Here is a 14,266-nt window from a genome sequence, read left to right on the forward strand (position 1 = left end):
GACGAAGGGCGACCTCGGCGCCTCCGGCGACGCGGCAGCGTTCTTCACCCGCCAGGGCCGCGGCGTGCCGCGGCCCTGAATCGCGCGGAGGTGCGCAGCGCAATCGGTTCGCGGAGCCGCTGTTGAAGGGGGTACCCAGCTTCGCGTCCGGCAGATCCTTGCGAGCAACAGCAGTGAACTCACCACACGCAGTTAAACAATTACCCTATGCGATAATCTCCGAAAGGAGCCTCCGGATGCGTCTGTTCCGCATTACGCTGGCCCCCGTTCTCGGCGCCGCCGGACTCGCTGTCGCCGGTCTGCTCACCGCTCCTGCCCACGCCGCCGGCCCGGCCACATCCCTCGCCGCTGCGCCCGCAGACCTGCCCACGTACATCTGCCGACGTGACCTTCCCAGGCCCCCCGTCTATCCGCCGATCATTTTTGGAAGCGACTGCCAGGCCGGCAATGGCGCCCCAACCGAGGGCGTAGTCTCCGAACGCGTCAGGATCATCGTCCCCTGGGAGCGGCCGTGGATCTGCGAGCACGCCACCGCCATCCCTGAAGACGAAGACGGCGGGGCAAGGGTCATCGGGCACGACTGCTTCCCCGAGTTCTGACCACGGTCCGTGCCCGTTCACGGCCGGGGGCGCGCCTCGTACGGGATCACCGCTTTGTACCGCATCCGGTCGCTCGTGTCGTCACTGTGCCTGTCTGAGCGCGACGGCGATGAGGCGGGCTACGTGTACCAGGCCGATTGCGGCAGCAGCCCGACCTACGCCCTGGAGGAGCAGAGGGAAGGGGTGTACCGGATCCGTTCCCTGCACCCGGTCTTCGGCTACGGCTGCCTGAGCGTGGACAACGGCAGTACCAAGAAGGGCGCCCGGATGATGGACGACTACTGCGGTCACCGAGGCAACTCCGAACGCTTCCGTCTGAAGCCGGCCGGAGCCGACGATTGTCGCCTCCTGCAGCTGCACACCAACGTCTGCGTCTCGGTGCCCGGCGGCTCCAAGGACAAATGGGCCCCTGTGCTCCAGCTTCCCTGCGGTTCCGGCGACGCGGGCCAGGTCTTCCGCTTGAAGCGGTGCCCTCGCCGAGCTCGGTACCCACCATTACCAGCAACGAGCAACAACTAGGCGACGGCTCCGGAGGCCCTCTGACTCTCTCGATTTCTGTACAGCAGCCCAGGTCGGAGGCCAACTAGGGCCTTGCCGTAGGCAGAATGGGGCCATGGATGCTGGACTCACCGCACTGCTCGGCGCCGCCGTAGGGTCACTCGCCACCCTCGGCTCCGCGATGGTCACCGGGCGCACGGCGGCGCGCTCGCAGTTCGGCCAGTGGCGCCGGCAGCATCGCCGGGACCCTACGCGAACTACCTGGGCGCGGTGTACGACCGCGATGTCGCCCTGGACGCCGTGCGCGACGCGCTGCGGGCGGACCGGCCGGACCTGCGGGAGGTCGACGAGAAGATGGAGCACTTCGCCGCCCAGGTCCGCGGCGTTCACCGGGCCGCCGAGTTCGTCATCCTCGAAGGCCCGCCGTCCGTGGTGGAGGCGCTCTACCGTGTGGTCCACGCGGCCGACGACCTCGCCGAGGTCATGCGGCGCATGGTGCGTGATGCCCACGCGGGTGACACCTCCCACAAGGTCGCGGACACCGCGCTCGCCGCTGAGCGGGAGCATCTGTTGTACCAGGCAGTGAAGGGCCTCCGCGCGGCGGCGGCCGACGTCCTCGGCGACAGCCGGATACGCGTCTACTAGTGACTCGGGCCCAACCGGCAGGCTGCCACGGTTGCCGCCCACCTGGGCCTTTTCCATGGAGCGGGTGACGAGAATCGAACTCGCGCTCTCAGCTTGGGAAGCTGCGATCACTTGTGTGCAGCTTGGCCGCTGACTTGGGTGAACGGTCGGGGTGTTGCCTCACCGGCGACGCTTGCCTTCACCGTGATTCCCCGCTGTTCCCCGCTCGATCTGGTGCGCTTGTGGTGCGGTCCGCATCACCAGACCGCTTTACCACCCTCGTTGCGCTCGCAGCGACTCCACGTGATGACGCCTTTCCTGCCGGGTGTAGCCACCGGGAACGTCCACGCTCACGGAATCCCAGCACGGCTCAGACTCGCGGAAGTGTCCGCAGCCCGTGTGCCACTGGACGCCGGTGAAGTAGGCCGCTCGGATGCGCTTGCGCCAACCTGTCCGCTCATAGTGCCCGGCGGGTCGGTCGACCCAGTGGCATCCGCTCATGGCCGGCCGTAATGAGCCGAGAAGTGACGTCGCAGTCCGTACCCGTGGGCCGTGCCATCGCCGACAGCCCGGTCCGAGGCGCGTGGTTGCAGTGTTCTGCGTCAGGAGCCGGAGCTCCCGGCGGTGGCGCGCCGGTCGCCGGCGGAGGCCATGCCGAGCCAGGTGTGCGGGTTGCCCTCCCAGCACCAGCCCAGCTTGGGGGCTTTCTGGCTGATCCAGATCGCGGGTACGCGTCGGTCGCCGCTCCGGGAGCCGCCGAGCGAGAAGCACTTGTTCTTCACCAGTACCTGCGGGAAGTGGGTGATGAGGGCGACTCCCTCCTCGATCGTGAGGAGGGAGCGCCCGCGCCCGGCGATGGTGGCCATGGCGTCGAGTGGTACGGAGCCGCAGAACTCCTCGCCGCGTTCGACCTCGAGAATCAGATACGCGTGCCGGCCGGGATGGCGCGCCTCCGGCGTGGCGACGAAACGCTCGAGGGCGCCGGGCTCGAAGGACCGGTCGACGAATCCAGGAAGCTTCCCGCCGTGCAGGGTGGTGCGCGACATCGTCTCCTCGATCGGGGCGAGCTCGCGGGTGACGACCAGAACGAACGGCACGCGGCCGGACTCGGGGTCGTACTCCCCGGCCGCCTCCCCGGCCACCGCCGTCAGGGCGGTGGCGCGCAGCGGCTCGAGCAGGGCGGCGAACCGCTCCGGGGCGAGGCCGGACAGCTTCGGGTACCCGAGCTCGGTGAGGGTGCGGACCTGCCGGTCGAACTCGGCGGCCGGGTCGAAGGGGGTGGGGCCGGCTGTGGCCATGTGGGTTCCTCTCGTCTTCTTGCGTTGCTTCTCGTGGTGTCGGTAGGGACTTCCCCTACTCGAGGGTGAGTTGGTACTGGTAGGTGGTGCGCTCGCGGTGAAAGCCGAGGTGTTCGTTGACCGCGAGCATGTGCACGTTGTCCGCGGCGTTGTCGGTCTCGATCTCGGTGACCTGGGGATACTCGTCGTGCAGGCGGCGCAGCATGTGGGCCTTGAGCCACACGCCGAGGCCGTGGCCGCGGCGGTCGGGTACCAGGACGGTGTCGTACTGCCGGGCACGGGTGGCCGTGCCGCGGGGAATCACGACCTCTGTGAAGCCTGCGATCTCGTCGCCGTCCAGGGCCGCGACGGTCAGCAGGGTGTCGCCGCGGCCGGTGACGACCTCGGCCATGGCGCGCACCCGGCCGGCGTCCCAGCCGACCGCGCCGTGGTCGGTGGAGCCGACGGGCGTGACGTTCATGGCCTTCCTGGCAGCGGCGAAGGCGTCCGCCAGCGTGCCCGGCACGATGCCGTCCCACTCCGCGGGGCGGTAGCCCGGGTGATCCGTTGCGGTCAGTTCGTCGAGCCAGCCGCGGTGCACCTCGCTCAGGGGCAGCAGGAGGTGGTACAGGGGCCGGGCACGGCGGAGACCGTGCCGTACGCAGAACAGCTCGGCGGGGGTGCACGCGGGCACCTCCGCGATCAGGCTGCGGCGCCTTGCCGCCTTCGCCTCGGCGACCACGGCGGACAGCAGCTCCGTGCCGGTGCCCCGGCGCCGCGCATCGGGTCGTACGTGCAGGTCCGTCTCGGCCAGGTGCTCCTGGCCCGCGCGGTCGAACAGGCGCAGGGTGGCTGCGCCGACCGCTCGGCCGCGGCCCGCGCCGTCGTCATCCTCGTATGCGAGCCAGGTCAGCAGCCTGCTCACCGGGCCGGGACCGGGCCCCGGCCCCGGCCCCGGTCCCGGCCCCGGTCCCGGTCCCGGCCCGGTGAGTCTCGTGTGCGCCTGGGNTGAGTCTCGTGTGCGCCTGGGCACGGGTCGGCGGGGGTACGCCGGCCAGGTCCTCGGCCATCGACGCGGTGACGACCTCGTGCCAGACGTGGGCGTCGGCCCGGGAGGCCGGTTCGACGGAAACGATGCTGACTCGATTTCCCATGAGCTGGGTGATCTCCTCGGGTTAGGGTCTTGCGGGGTATTGGTCCACGGGGGAGGGCGGCATGGAGCTGCGGGACATCGAGATATTTCTGGCATTAGCGGAGGAACTGCACTTCGGGCGGACGGCAGAGCGGTTGCACATCACCCAGGCCCGGGTCAGTCAGGCCATCGCCAAACAGGAACGCCGCATCGGCGCCGCGCTGTTCGAGCGGACCAGCCGCCGGGTCGCCCTCACCCCGCTGGGTGCGCGGCTGCGCGACGACCTGAGCGCCGGGTACGAGCGCATCCGCGACGGGGTGGAGTCCGCGATGGAGACCGCGCGGGGAGTTCGGGGCTCCCTGCGGCTGGGGATCTTCGGCCCCAACGCCCACGACCTGGCGCCGGTCACCAGGGTGTTCCGGCAGCGGTATCCGTCTTGCGGGCTCTCCTTCCACGAGGTGGGTTTCAGTGACCCGTTCGGGCTGCTGCGCGCCGGCGAGGTCGATCTGCAGACCTGCTGGCTGCCCGTGCAGGAGCCCGATCTGGCCGTGGGGCCGGTGGTCATGGAGGGACCGCTGTCCCTGATGCTCTCCGACGCCCATCCGCTGGCCGGTCGTGGGCGCGTCCGCCTGGAAGACCTCGGCGACTGCGTCCTTCCGGCGATCCCTGAACCGGCGCCGCGCTACTGGGTGGGGGCTCTGGAGCCCTTCCACACGCCGAGCGGGCGACCGATCCCCCGGGGCCCGGTGGTCACGACCTTCCAGGAGGTCGAGGGTTTCGTCCTCCACGAGGGCCTCGCCGCCGTGGTGCACGCCGACGGCCCCCGCTACTACCAGCGCCCCGGCATCGTGTACCTCCCGATCGAGGACGCCCCGCCCGGCCGGTGGGCGCTGATCTGGCGTGCGGCGGCCGAGACCGAGCTGGTCCGGGCGTACGTGCGGGCCGCCGAGGACGTCCTGGACGAGCTGCCCCGCGAGGCCCCCCATCCGGCAGGAGGCGCTCACCCAGCAGGAGACCCTCACCCGGCAGGAGGCGCTCACGGCCGGGCCGGAGCGAACCCCAGGGCGTCCAGCGCGGTGACGAGGGTGGTCTCCTCGTAGGCGAAGTGCCGTTGCAACTGTCCGATGAGCCGGTCGAGTTCGTCCATCACCCCGTCCGGGTCGCCGACCTCCAGCTTCTCCAGCCGGTCGGCGATGTCCGAGCGGAGGCGGGCCACGGTGCGGTGCTCCTCGCGCAGCCGGGCGAGGGTCGGGGCCAGGCCGGGGAACGTCTTCTCCAGTGCGGGGAAGGCGTGTTCGTCCTCGCCGCCGTGGTGCACCTCCAGCGCCTGGCAGAAGCTGAGGCAGTGGTCCCGCAGGTCCTTCAGTACGTCCGGTACGACGTCGCCCGACCGCGGCTGCTCGCCCTGCCCCGCGACGAACGCGGCGGCCCGCTCGCGCAGTTCGCCGATCTCCTGGCGCAGCCAGGCGTGCACCTCGGCCAGCTCCCGGCCGAGCCCGCGCGCCCGGCGCCCGTCGTCGTAGACCTCGGTCTCCAGGACGACGATGGGAAGGACCCGGTCGGTCTGCCGCTGGTAGTCGGCGTACCCGGGGGCGATCTCGCAGGCGCGGGCGAAGAGCCGGTCACGCTCCTCACCCTCGGTGATTCGGGCGCGGGCCTGGTAGGTGTCGATGCCGACCTCGACGGTCAGGACGGGGTTGGCGCGCAGATTGTGGTACCAGGAGGGGTTCTTGTCGCCGCCGCCCGCGGAGGCGATGACGACCGCCCGCCCGTCGATCTCCAGATGGCCGACGGGGCTGATGCGCGACCGGCCGGTCTTGGCCCCGGCCGTGGTGAGCAGGGCGAGGGTGCCGCCCTCGAAGGGGCCGCCCACCTTGCCGCCGTTCGCCCGAAACTCCTCGACCACGGCCCGGTTCCACTCGGCGACGGTCGACTTCAGCTGCTCGGCGGCGACGGTCTCGATCTCCGCCGGGGTGCCGGACATGATCGTGCGGACGTGCTCGGTGACCAGCTCGACGGGCCAGTCCCACCAGGCGGCGCGCAGCAACCGCTCGACGTCCTCGTCGTCGTACCGCTGCTTGATGGGGCGGGCCGGGTTGCCGACGACGACGGTGTACGGCGGCACGTCGGAGGTGACGACGGCCCCGGTGGCGATGATCGCCCCGTCACCGATCGTCACGCCCGGCATGACCGTGACGCCGTGCCCGAACCACACGTCGTTGCCGACGATCGTGTCGCCGCGGCTCGGCATCGACGTGACGATGTCCAGGGTGCGCTCGGCCCAGTCGCCGCCGAACATCGTGAACGGGAAGGTGGACACCCCGAGTGTGGGGTGTTCGGCGCCCGCCATGAGGAAACGGGTGCCGGTGGCGATCGCGCAGTACTTGCCGATGACGAGGCGCTCGGGGCCGTACGCGTACAGCACGTTGCGCTGCTCGAACTCCTCGGCGCGGTCCGGGTCGTCGTAGTACGTGAACTCGCCGACCTCGATGCGCGGATCGGTGACGAGGGGCTTGAGCAGTACCACGCGCTCGTGCTCCGGCAGGGGGTGCAGCATGGTCGGGTCGGGAATCGTGGACATGATCCTCACGATTCCCGACCCGGACCGGTCGATCAACGACGGCTTCGGGAACGATCCATAACCCCTGGCTAATCGAGCGCCCTGGCTGCCGTCATCCTGGCCGACCTGAAGGCGGTCCCATCCGTGGTGGAAGCGCGTCGGTTCCCGTGCGGCGCCGGCGCGACCTGGACCCTGGAGCCGGCCAGGGAAGATGTCTCAAGATCCTGTCCACGCATGGTGCGCACACGGCTCCGCACATCGTGGCCAGTTGGGTGTCGGCGCTTTCGAAGTTGCCGTCCCGATAGGTGCTGGAGATCCTTCGAGGACGGTCGCTGCGTCCCCTGGCATCGGGCCGGGCGTGCCCCGGACAGGACGCCGACCAGACCGGACAGTGGCGGCGCTGGCGACCGCAGCATTCGGAACCGCGCTCTCCCTCGGCGCCACGGCCGCGCCGGCTCAAGCCGGCGATCGGCCCGCCGCCGAACCCGCGGCGACGACCTACGCCGCCGCCTCGAGCCGCTCGGACTGCGTGAACCAAGTCGGCACGCGCATCTACCGCCCGAGCAGCGACGTGGTAGCCCTCAAGATTCCCAACGTCTACCTGCGCCAGGGCAGCACCGGAGCCTGTGTGCGCTACGCCCAGGAACTGCTGGCCTCCCAACTCGGAGCTCCCGGTCCGGGCTTCGTCGACGGCATCTTCGGTCCCACCACCAACCGCTACGTCCGGACCTTCCAGGGGAACGCCGGCCTCTCCGTCGACGGGGTGGTCGGGCCCAACACCTGGTACTGGCTGATGACCATCAACTGAGCGGGCGGGAGAGATCCTTGAGTATGCGTCGATCGGCACTCGGCCTGGCTGCCCTCGCCACTGCCGCCGCAGCAGTCACCGCAGTCGGGACAGGCACGGCCCAGGCCGCGACCCCGACCGGTAACACCGCAGTCTCGTACACCACGGTTCACGGATTCAGCGCAACGATTCCCTCTGCGGGCGGGAACGTCAGCTGCCTGCCTCGGACCCGCCCGGGTGGGCCCTCTCCATCAATCACGGCTTTCGGGTGCGTTTGACCTAGGGTGGGAGGTTGTGAACGACCAGCAGCGGGTGCGGGACAACGAGGGGAGCGCGGTCCGACTCCTCGCGCTGTCGGATGGCGTGTTCGCCATTGCGATGACGCTGCTCGCGCTGGACATCACGCTGCCCTCCGGGCTGGACCTCGCCGGTTTCGAGGAGGCGCTGGGGGATGTGATGCCCAATGTGTGGGCGTACGCCCTCAGCTTTCTGGTCATCGCGGCGTTCTGGCGGGGCCACCACCAGATCTTCCGTTACGTGCGGGAGGTGGATGCGACGGTCACCCAGCTCGGGCTGCTGAGCCTTGGGCTGATCGCCATGATGCCCTTCCCCACCACTTTGCTGGCCGAGTACGGGGACCTTTCGCAGGCGGTGGCCGTCTACTCCGGCGCCGTCGCGGCCATGGGGGCCACACAACTCGCGCTGATGGTCGCCATCTGGAAGCGCCCTTGGCTGAGTGGTGCGGCGCTGCCCGATCCCGTCGCGCGCAACGATGTGGCCGATCTGGCGTCGACGGTGCTGGTCTTCGCCGCCGCCGTGCCGCTCGCCTTCGTCTCCCCGACGGGCGCGAAGTTGTGGTGGGCGGTGCTGATCCCGGTCAAGTTCGTGACCGGCAGGCGGGGCAAGCGCCTGCGCGTGGCCGCCCAGCAGGTCGGCGCCTACGGCCTGTCTGACAAATGATCATCGCGTGGTTTCGTGGAGTCAGAGGATCAACGAAACCGGGAGGAGCCCGGCGCGGTAGCGTGTCGATCGTGGCGGACTGGGGTATGCGCCCGGCGTCGGAGTCGGACGTCGCGGCAGTGGCAGAGTTGCGTGCCGTGGTGTTGCGAGCGGATCTGGAACGGCTCGGGCGGTATGACGAGGAGCGGGTGCGGCAGCGACTGCGGGACGGGTTCGAACCGGCGCACACCTGGGTCATCGAGGTGGGCGGCGCGTTCGCCGGCTGCGTGGCGCTGCGCCGTGCCGAGGACGCTCACTGGCTGGAGCACTTCTATCTGGCCCCGCATTTTCAAGGCAGCGGTATCGGTTCGGACGTGCTGCGCGAGCTGTTGGAGCAGTGCGACCGCGACGGCGTCCCTGTGCGGTTGAACGTACTGCGGGGCAGTCCGGCCCGACGGCTGTACGAGCGGCACGGGTTCACACTCGAGACCGAGGATCCGGTGGACGTGTTCATGGTGCGCCCGCCGGCCTACGACCCGACTGGCAACTGATCACGTCGGGGTTCGCGGAGCCTGCGGTGGTGTGCTGTTCGCCAAGGAGTCGGTGGCCATGCGCCTCATCCGCGGTCAACCAGTACCTCCGGGAGAGGCCGGGAACCCCATTGCGGGGCTGGTCAAGAAGGTGATGGCGCGTCACCGGCCGATGCCGGTTACCCGAGACGTGTCACTGAACCGCCCGCCCGGACACCGGCGGACTGAGTACCCAGAACATCCAATGACCGCGCCCGGTCGAAGAGCTGATGACCGGCGTGAGCGGGCGTGTGGGCCCTTGGCGGCCGCAGCCTCCGATAGTCGGCCAAAAGATCGATATTCGTTCCCGTTCGGCGCAACAGCGCGCGTCGATCCCAACGGGAGGCCCATAGCGTCCCAAGTGGCAGGAGGAATTCCTTCGAAGGGTCCGCATATGTCGCCCCACATAGCGCCGCTTCCGGCCTTCGCCGCACTGGTGAGCGCCGGTCTGCTGCTCAATGTCTGCTCGGCCGTCGGCGACGGCGCGTCCGCCGTAGCCCGACGAACGGTGAGCGTGGCAGGAGGGGCGGCAGGCAGCACCGGAAGGCCCGCGCCCCAGCCGCACATCATCCGGCCCATGGAAATACCCGCGCTGGGCCCGAAGATCCGCGCCCGGCTCACGACCGCCAACCGGCAGGCAGTCGTGGTGACCGGCGGTAGCAGGAACTCCCACCGGGCCACCGTCATGCTCTACGAGCGTGCCCCTGTCCAGGGCTGGCGCAAAGCCGTCGGCCCCTGGCACGCACGTAACGCTCTGCGCGGCTGGACCGAGGACCACAGGCAGGGCGACCTCCGCTCACCGATCGGCGTGTACGGCCTCACCGACGCCGGAGGGCGGCTGCCCGATCCGGGCACACGGCTCCCCTACGAACAGGAGTCCGCCTTCACTGTGAGCGGCACCGGCTTCGAGGGAGAGTCGCTGGAAGGATCCTTCGACTACGTGGTGGCCATCAACTACAACCGCATCCCACACACCACCCCACTGGACCGGAGCCGACCGTTGGGCACGGCCAAAGGCGGCGGCATCTGGATCCATCTGGACCACGGCGGTCCGACCCACGGCTGCATAGCACTGCCGAAAAGCCGGATGAAGGAACTGCTGCGCTGGCTGGACCCAACCAAGAAACCGGTCGTGGTCATGGGACCCGAAACTTCCCTCGGGAAGTGAGCGACGAAACCTGGAGTGCTACGGGCGCCTGGAGCGGGCTCACTGCGGGGGCCACACGCGAACAGGCCAGCGTTCGATCCCGTGGAGCATGTGGGGGGCGGGGTGGGTGGCCCCGGTTGTGCACTCGAGGACTTCCTCCTCTTGCACCGCCACAGCGTTGCGCGTCCACAATGTTGCGTCAGAAGCGACCGACTGTTCCGTGGTTCACGGGCGCGTTGGGCCGGGGAAGAGGGCGAAAGGTGATCCAGCGATGCCTCTGCCGAGCCTCCTCGCAGTGTTCGCGCACCCCGACGACGAGTCCCTGTCGACGGGCGGCGTCCTCGCCCGCCACGCTGCCGCAGGTGCTCGAACCGCAGTCGTCACGGCGACCTGGGCAGAGGACACTCAGCGGGCCGCGGAGCTCGCCGATGCGCTCCGCATCCTCGGCGCCGGCAAGCCGCGAATGCTCGGGTACGCCGATGCCCGCGCACCACAGTCGGCCCCGGGCCGTGTCCGGTTCTGTGATGCTTCGCTCGATGAGTCGGTACGGAGGTTGGTCCTGCATATCCGGGAGTTTCGCCCGGACATCGTCCTCACTCATGACGCCTACGGTGGGCTGACCGGCCATCCAGACCATGTCCACACCCACAGGGTGACCACGCTCGCAGTCCAGGCTGCCGGGTTGGACCTGCTCTACCCGGAGGCCGGCACCCCCTGGCAGCCTGGCTCTCTCTACCTGGCCACTCATCCGCGCTCTGCCGCACAAGCGCTGGGCGCACGCCTGGTCCGCGAAGGAAGGGCGATGTACAGCGTCCCGGACGAGTGGATCACCGTAACAATTGATGTGGGCCCATGGCTTGAGCAGAAGCTCAGCGCTGTGCTGGCCCACCGTACCGAGGTCGAGAGGGGAGCCCTGCCGGGGCGGATCGCCGGTCTCACGCCGGCCGCGCGAGAGAGGCTGCTGTCCACCGAGTGGTACATCCGCCACGGTCCCGCCTCCGGGGCGGCAGTCCAAACGGTACTGACCTCCTGAACGTGTGGGCCGGTTGCGGTTGGTCTGCGCCGGTCGCGCGAGTCCGAGGCCTCAACGGCTCACGAAGGGTCCATGGTCCGCACCGGGTGCGGACTCGGTTGCAGTGGAGTGGCTGGCCTACACGCACGCCGCCGGAGCCCGCAAAAAGGGGGACATGGCCTCGATCCCTACCCGCGCTCCGGGCCTCAACCGAGGCGGTTCAGAGACCCACACGGGTGAACGTCACATGCGTGACTCCGCTGGGCGAGGAGGTGGCCTCGACCTCGTAGTCCTTCTCGAGGCCCTCCAGTTCGTCCCAGAGGCGTACGCCTCGGCCGAGCAGGATCGGGACCACCACGATGTGCATGTGGTCGATGAGCCCGGCGGCAAGGAAGTCGCGGATCAGGGTGGGTCCCCCGCCGATGCGTACGTCCTGGCCGCCGGCAGCTTCGCGGGCCGTCTCGAGCGCCTTGGCGGGCGAAGCGTCGAGGAAGTGGAACGTCGTGTCGCCCTCCATCTCGATCGACGCGCGCGGGTGATGGGTGAGGATGAAGGTCGGTGTGTGGAACGGCGGGTTGGGCCCCCACCACCCCTTCCACTCCGGGTCCTCGTGCCATCCGGGGTAGCCGAACTTCCCGGCGCCCATGATCTCCGCGCCGATCCCGGGCGTGAACTGCTGCACGAAGGCGTCGTCGAGGCCGCCGCTCCCGCCGGACTGGCCGATCCTCTGGTGCCACCACCGGGTGGCGAACATCCACTCGTGCAGCCTTTCGCCGGCGTGGCCGAACGGCGCGTCATGGCTCTGACCCTCACCGGTGGCGAACCCGTCGAGCGAGATGGAGAAGTTGTGGACGCGGGCGAGTGACATGGCTGGCGGCTCCTTTAACTTCTGCTGGTCGAGCTTGGTCTGATCAGCTCGGTCCTACAGCGATGATGGCCGTCCCGGTATCATGACGTCCAATGCCAATTCCTCCCAGGTCCCATAGATAAACTTAATCCATGCTGAACCTGACTCACCTCAAGGTGCTGGAGGCGGTCGCCCGTCATGGATCGGTGACCGAAGCGGCGAAGGAGCTGCATTACTCCCAGCCGTCGGTCAGCCACCACCTGGGGCGGCTGGAAGCCGCCACCGGAGCCAGGCTCATCCAACGAGTGGGCCGCGGTATCCGACTCACCCCCGAAGGCGAACTCCTGGCGCAGCGGGCGGCAGAGATCCTGGGGCGAGTGGACGCCGCTTCTGTCGAGTTGGCCGCCCGCGTGGGACTCCGCGCCGGACGGATACGACTCGCCGGTTTCCAAACGGTCCTCAGCACCCTCGTACCGAAGGCAGCCACCGAGCTGTCCCGGACCCACCCGGGAATCGAGTTGAACCTCGTCGACGCCCATCCGGTCGAGGGCCTGCAGATGCTGCGCTCGGGGCATGTCGACATCGCCTTGATCTTCCGGCATACCGACACTCCCCTGGAGGAGGAAGGATTCCGGCTCACCCACCTGCTGGACGACCCCATCTACCTCGTCAGTGACCAACCCCATCAGCGTCTCGAAGACCACCGTGACTCCGCATGGGTCGGCGGCTGCGAACGCTGCCGAGCCGCCACGATCACGGCATGCGAACGCGCCGGCTTCTCACCACGCATCGCCTACTCCTGCGACGACACGGTCGTCGCCCAGGCGCTGGTGGCCGCCGGAATGGGTGTCGCCATACTCAACGGACTCGCGTTGCAGGCCCACCGGGCGCCGGGCATCCACACCACACTGCTCACCGGCAACGCCCGCCGGATCTACGCCGCCACATACGGCGACCCGCCAGACCCACCCGCCACGACCGCGCTGATCGAGATCCTGGCATCACAGTCCCGAATACCGAACCGGAACGAGGTGGAAGATCCGACGCCGGTCAGTCGATCCAGCACGAGTGCAGATCGGCGCTGAGGAGGGACAAGCGCGGCCGTACCTGATGACCGTCGAGGGCGAACCAGACCGTAGCGGCGATGATGCGGGCCACGGAGGCACTGCCCCGTGATGAGATGCGAGTCGATCAGCAGACTCTCTCCGGGCATATCAGGGGCGGCATGGACGTACAGGGCGGATCCAGGCAGTGCTCGAGCGGCTGGTCGGTGAAGGACGGGAAGTCGGTCTGCAAGTGGCCGCCTATCTCGACGGCGAGTTGGTGGTGGATGTCTGGGCCGGGGTGACCGATCGCGCCACTGGACACGATGTGGATGGTGACTCGCTCTTCCCACTGCACTCCTGCGGAAAGGGTGTTACCGCTACCGCGATCCGACCGAGGCGTACTGGTGTTTCACTCCGTCAGGAATCAGCAGTCGCCTGGGCATCTGGTCATCCTCGGCGCCGAGCTGTTCGAGCACGGCATCGGACCGCACGTCGTCGAGTGGGTCATCGACACCGCCGACCTCAGCCGCGGCAATGAGCCACCCCTCCAACGACAGGAGAACGTCCGTGCGCCGAAACATGCCGCGCGTCGAAGCCTTCGTCTTCGACCTCTTCGGCGTGATCATCTCCTTCGACAACGACATCGTGCCCGCGCGACTCGCCAGGCACTGCACCGATCCCGACGAGGCCCTTCAACACCTCGAGGGGCTCATGGCCCGCCCCGAGATCATCACCGGTGAGGTGACGCTGCACCAGGTGCATCGCCGACTCGTCGATGTACACGGGCTCGCGTTGACCTACCCGCAGTTCGAAGCCGCCTGGCTCGAGCCCTACTCCTGGCCGATGCCCGGCATGGCCGACCTCGTCAAAGCCCTGTCCGAGAACCACCGTCTCGTGCTGCTGTCCAATGTCGACCACTACTACTGGCAGGTCGTGCAGGCGATGCAACCGGAACTTCAGCACTTCACGGAGTTGCTGGTGTCCTGCGATCTCGGGTACGCGAAGCCGGCCCCAGAGGCATTCCTGTGCGCGGGCCGGGCGGCCGACGCAGACCCGGAACGGTGCCTCTTCGTCGACGACACGCAGGCGAACGTCGAGGCTGCCCGGGCACTGGGCTTCCAAACGCACTGGTTCCGCGACGTTCCCGGGCTCCACCGAACGCTGAAGGGCTCGACGACAAAAGATGCTTAGCCGACCGCCGACCGCGCGGAGGTAGCAGCACGCAGTTG

At 68.9% G+C, this 14,266-nt stretch carries 17 protein-coding genes and 1 pseudogene; 12 read left to right on the forward strand and 6 right to left on the reverse strand.

Annotated elements, in window-relative coordinates; all coding sequences use genetic code 11:
* Positions 1–236 precede the first annotated feature (236 nt).
* From FGD71_RS34455 to FGD71_RS34465, 3 genes are all read left to right on the forward strand, one after another.
* Positions 237–599 (forward strand): hypothetical protein, encoded by a 363-nt coding sequence (locus FGD71_RS34455; RefSeq protein WP_119104507.1) that lies wholly within the window; start codon positions 237–239, stop codon positions 597–599.
* Positions 600–608: 9 nt separating this feature from the next.
* Positions 609–1,118 (forward strand): RICIN domain-containing protein, encoded by a 510-nt coding sequence (locus FGD71_RS34460; RefSeq protein ID WP_119104508.1) that lies wholly within the window; start codon positions 609–611, stop codon positions 1,116–1,118.
* Positions 1,119–1,319: 201 nt separating this feature from the next.
* Positions 1,320–1,742: a proline dehydrogenase gene (locus FGD71_RS34465; protein ID WP_240436901.1), complete on the forward strand. Its 423-nt coding sequence runs from the start codon at positions 1,320–1,322 to the stop codon at positions 1,740–1,742.
* Between the two features lie 581 nt (positions 1,743–2,323).
* Here FGD71_RS34465 and FGD71_RS34470 read toward each other — a convergent pair.
* Together FGD71_RS34470 and FGD71_RS50300 are read right to left on the reverse strand one after the other, a co-directional pair.
* Positions 2,324–3,019, reverse strand: coding sequence for a DUF5701 family protein (locus tag FGD71_RS34470; protein WP_119104509.1), 696 nt, complete (start codon positions 3,017–3,019; stop codon positions 2,324–2,326).
* 55 nt (positions 3,020–3,074) lie between these two features.
* Positions 3,075–3,923 carry a GNAT family N-acetyltransferase gene (locus FGD71_RS50300; protein ID WP_140936010.1) on the reverse strand — a complete coding sequence of 283 codons (849 nt, stop codon included), beginning with the start codon at positions 3,921–3,923 and terminating at the stop codon, positions 3,075–3,077.
* A 290-nt stretch (positions 3,924–4,213) separates the two neighbouring features.
* Between FGD71_RS50300 and FGD71_RS34480 the strand changes: the two genes are divergently transcribed.
* Positions 4,214–5,230, forward strand: a complete 1,017-nt coding sequence (locus FGD71_RS34480; protein WP_119104511.1) for a LysR family transcriptional regulator — start codon at positions 4,214–4,216, stop codon at positions 5,228–5,230.
* On the opposite strand, the gene FGD71_RS48085 is transcribed toward FGD71_RS34480, so the two are convergent.
* Together FGD71_RS48085 and FGD71_RS49305 are read right to left on the reverse strand one after the other, a co-directional pair.
* Positions 5,167–6,036 (reverse strand): nitroreductase/quinone reductase family protein, encoded by an 870-nt coding sequence (locus tag FGD71_RS48085; protein WP_276147174.1) that lies wholly within the window; start codon positions 6,034–6,036, stop codon positions 5,167–5,169. The genes FGD71_RS34480 and FGD71_RS48085 overlap by 64 nt on opposite strands.
* 42 nt (positions 6,037–6,078) lie before the next feature.
* Positions 6,079–6,711, reverse strand: a pseudogene (locus tag FGD71_RS49305) (CatB-related O-acetyltransferase); the annotation flags it as partial.
* Positions 6,712–7,081: 370 nt separating this feature from the next.
* On the opposite strand from FGD71_RS49305, the gene FGD71_RS34490 reads away from it, so the two are divergent.
* From FGD71_RS34490 to FGD71_RS34510, 5 genes are all read left to right on the forward strand, one after another.
* Entirely contained in the window at positions 7,082–7,498 is a 417-nt protein-coding gene (locus tag FGD71_RS34490; RefSeq protein ID WP_119104513.1) for a peptidoglycan-binding domain-containing protein, read from the forward strand.
* 273 nt (positions 7,499–7,771) lie between these two features.
* A complete protein-coding gene (locus FGD71_RS34495) occupies positions 7,772–8,437 on the forward strand; it encodes a TMEM175 family protein (protein ID WP_276147173.1) in 666 nt (221 codons plus the stop codon).
* Between the two features lie 86 nt (positions 8,438–8,523).
* On the forward strand, positions 8,524–8,967 hold the full coding sequence (locus tag FGD71_RS34500; RefSeq protein ID WP_420878377.1) for a GNAT family N-acetyltransferase: 444 nt from the start codon (positions 8,524–8,526) through the stop codon (positions 8,965–8,967).
* 412 nt (positions 8,968–9,379) lie between these two features.
* Positions 9,380–10,153, forward strand: coding sequence for a L,D-transpeptidase family protein (locus FGD71_RS34505; RefSeq protein WP_119104515.1), 774 nt, complete (start codon positions 9,380–9,382; stop codon positions 10,151–10,153).
* A gap of 250 nt (positions 10,154–10,403) precedes the next feature.
* A complete protein-coding gene (locus FGD71_RS34510; protein WP_119104516.1) occupies positions 10,404–11,165 on the forward strand; it encodes a PIG-L family deacetylase in 762 nt (253 codons plus the stop codon).
* Positions 11,166–11,364: 199 nt separating this feature from the next.
* On the opposite strand, the gene FGD71_RS34515 is transcribed toward FGD71_RS34510, so the two are convergent.
* Positions 11,365–12,012, reverse strand: a complete 648-nt coding sequence (locus FGD71_RS34515; protein ID WP_119104517.1) for a dihydrofolate reductase family protein — start codon at positions 12,010–12,012, stop codon at positions 11,365–11,367.
* Between the two features lie 131 nt (positions 12,013–12,143).
* Between FGD71_RS34515 and FGD71_RS34520 the strand changes: the two genes are divergently transcribed.
* Positions 12,144–13,076, forward strand: coding sequence for a LysR family transcriptional regulator (locus FGD71_RS34520; RefSeq protein WP_119104518.1), 933 nt, complete (start codon positions 12,144–12,146; stop codon positions 13,074–13,076).
* A 106-nt stretch (positions 13,077–13,182) separates the two neighbouring features.
* Here FGD71_RS34520 and FGD71_RS49310 read toward each other — a convergent pair whose 3' ends face one another.
* Positions 13,183–13,359 carry a hypothetical protein gene (locus tag FGD71_RS49310; protein WP_240436902.1) on the reverse strand — a complete coding sequence of 59 codons (177 nt, stop codon included), beginning with the start codon at positions 13,357–13,359 and terminating at the stop codon, positions 13,183–13,185.
* On the opposite strand from FGD71_RS49310, the gene FGD71_RS50305 reads away from it, so the two are divergent.
* Together FGD71_RS50305 and FGD71_RS34530 are read left to right on the forward strand one after the other, a co-directional pair.
* Complete coding sequence (locus tag FGD71_RS50305; protein WP_420878378.1) at positions 13,288–13,575, forward strand: serine hydrolase; 288 nt, start codon at positions 13,288–13,290, stop codon at positions 13,573–13,575. The genes FGD71_RS49310 and FGD71_RS50305 overlap by 72 nt on opposite strands.
* A gap of 29 nt (positions 13,576–13,604) precedes the next feature.
* Positions 13,605–14,228, forward strand: coding sequence for an HAD family hydrolase (locus FGD71_RS34530; protein ID WP_162931313.1), 624 nt, complete (start codon positions 13,605–13,607; stop codon positions 14,226–14,228).
* The last annotated feature ends 38 nt before the right edge of the window (positions 14,229–14,266 follow it).

The sequence above is a fragment of the Streptomyces sporangiiformans genome (assembly GCF_005768555.2).
GTDB classification, from domain to species: Bacteria; Actinomycetota; Actinomycetes; order Streptomycetales; family Streptomycetaceae; genus Streptomyces; species Streptomyces sporangiiformans.

What these genes read in the sequence shown, in the direction of transcription:
- FGD71_RS34455 (WP_119104507.1), top strand. Translation starts at nt 237, where the DNA reads ATGCGTCTGTTCCGCATTACGCTGGCCCCCGTTCTCGGCGCCGCCGGA.
- FGD71_RS34470 (WP_119104509.1), bottom strand. Translation starts at nt 3,019, where the DNA reads ATGGCCACAGCCGGCCCCACCCCCTTCGACCCGGCCGCCGAGTTCGAC.
- FGD71_RS34480 (WP_119104511.1), top strand. Translation starts at nt 4,214, where the DNA reads ATGGAGCTGCGGGACATCGAGATATTTCTGGCATTAGCGGAGGAACTG.
- FGD71_RS34500 (WP_420878377.1), top strand. Translation starts at nt 8,524, where the DNA reads ATGCGCCCGGCGTCGGAGTCGGACGTCGCGGCAGTGGCAGAGTTGCGT.
- FGD71_RS34505 (WP_119104515.1), top strand. Translation starts at nt 9,380, where the DNA reads ATGTCGCCCCACATAGCGCCGCTTCCGGCCTTCGCCGCACTGGTGAGC.
- FGD71_RS34510 (WP_119104516.1), top strand. Translation starts at nt 10,404, where the DNA reads ATGCCTCTGCCGAGCCTCCTCGCAGTGTTCGCGCACCCCGACGACGAG.
- FGD71_RS34515 (WP_119104517.1), bottom strand. Translation starts at nt 12,012, where the DNA reads ATGTCACTCGCCCGCGTCCACAACTTCTCCATCTCGCTCGACGGGTTC.
- FGD71_RS34520 (WP_119104518.1), top strand. Translation starts at nt 12,144, where the DNA reads ATGCTGAACCTGACTCACCTCAAGGTGCTGGAGGCGGTCGCCCGTCAT.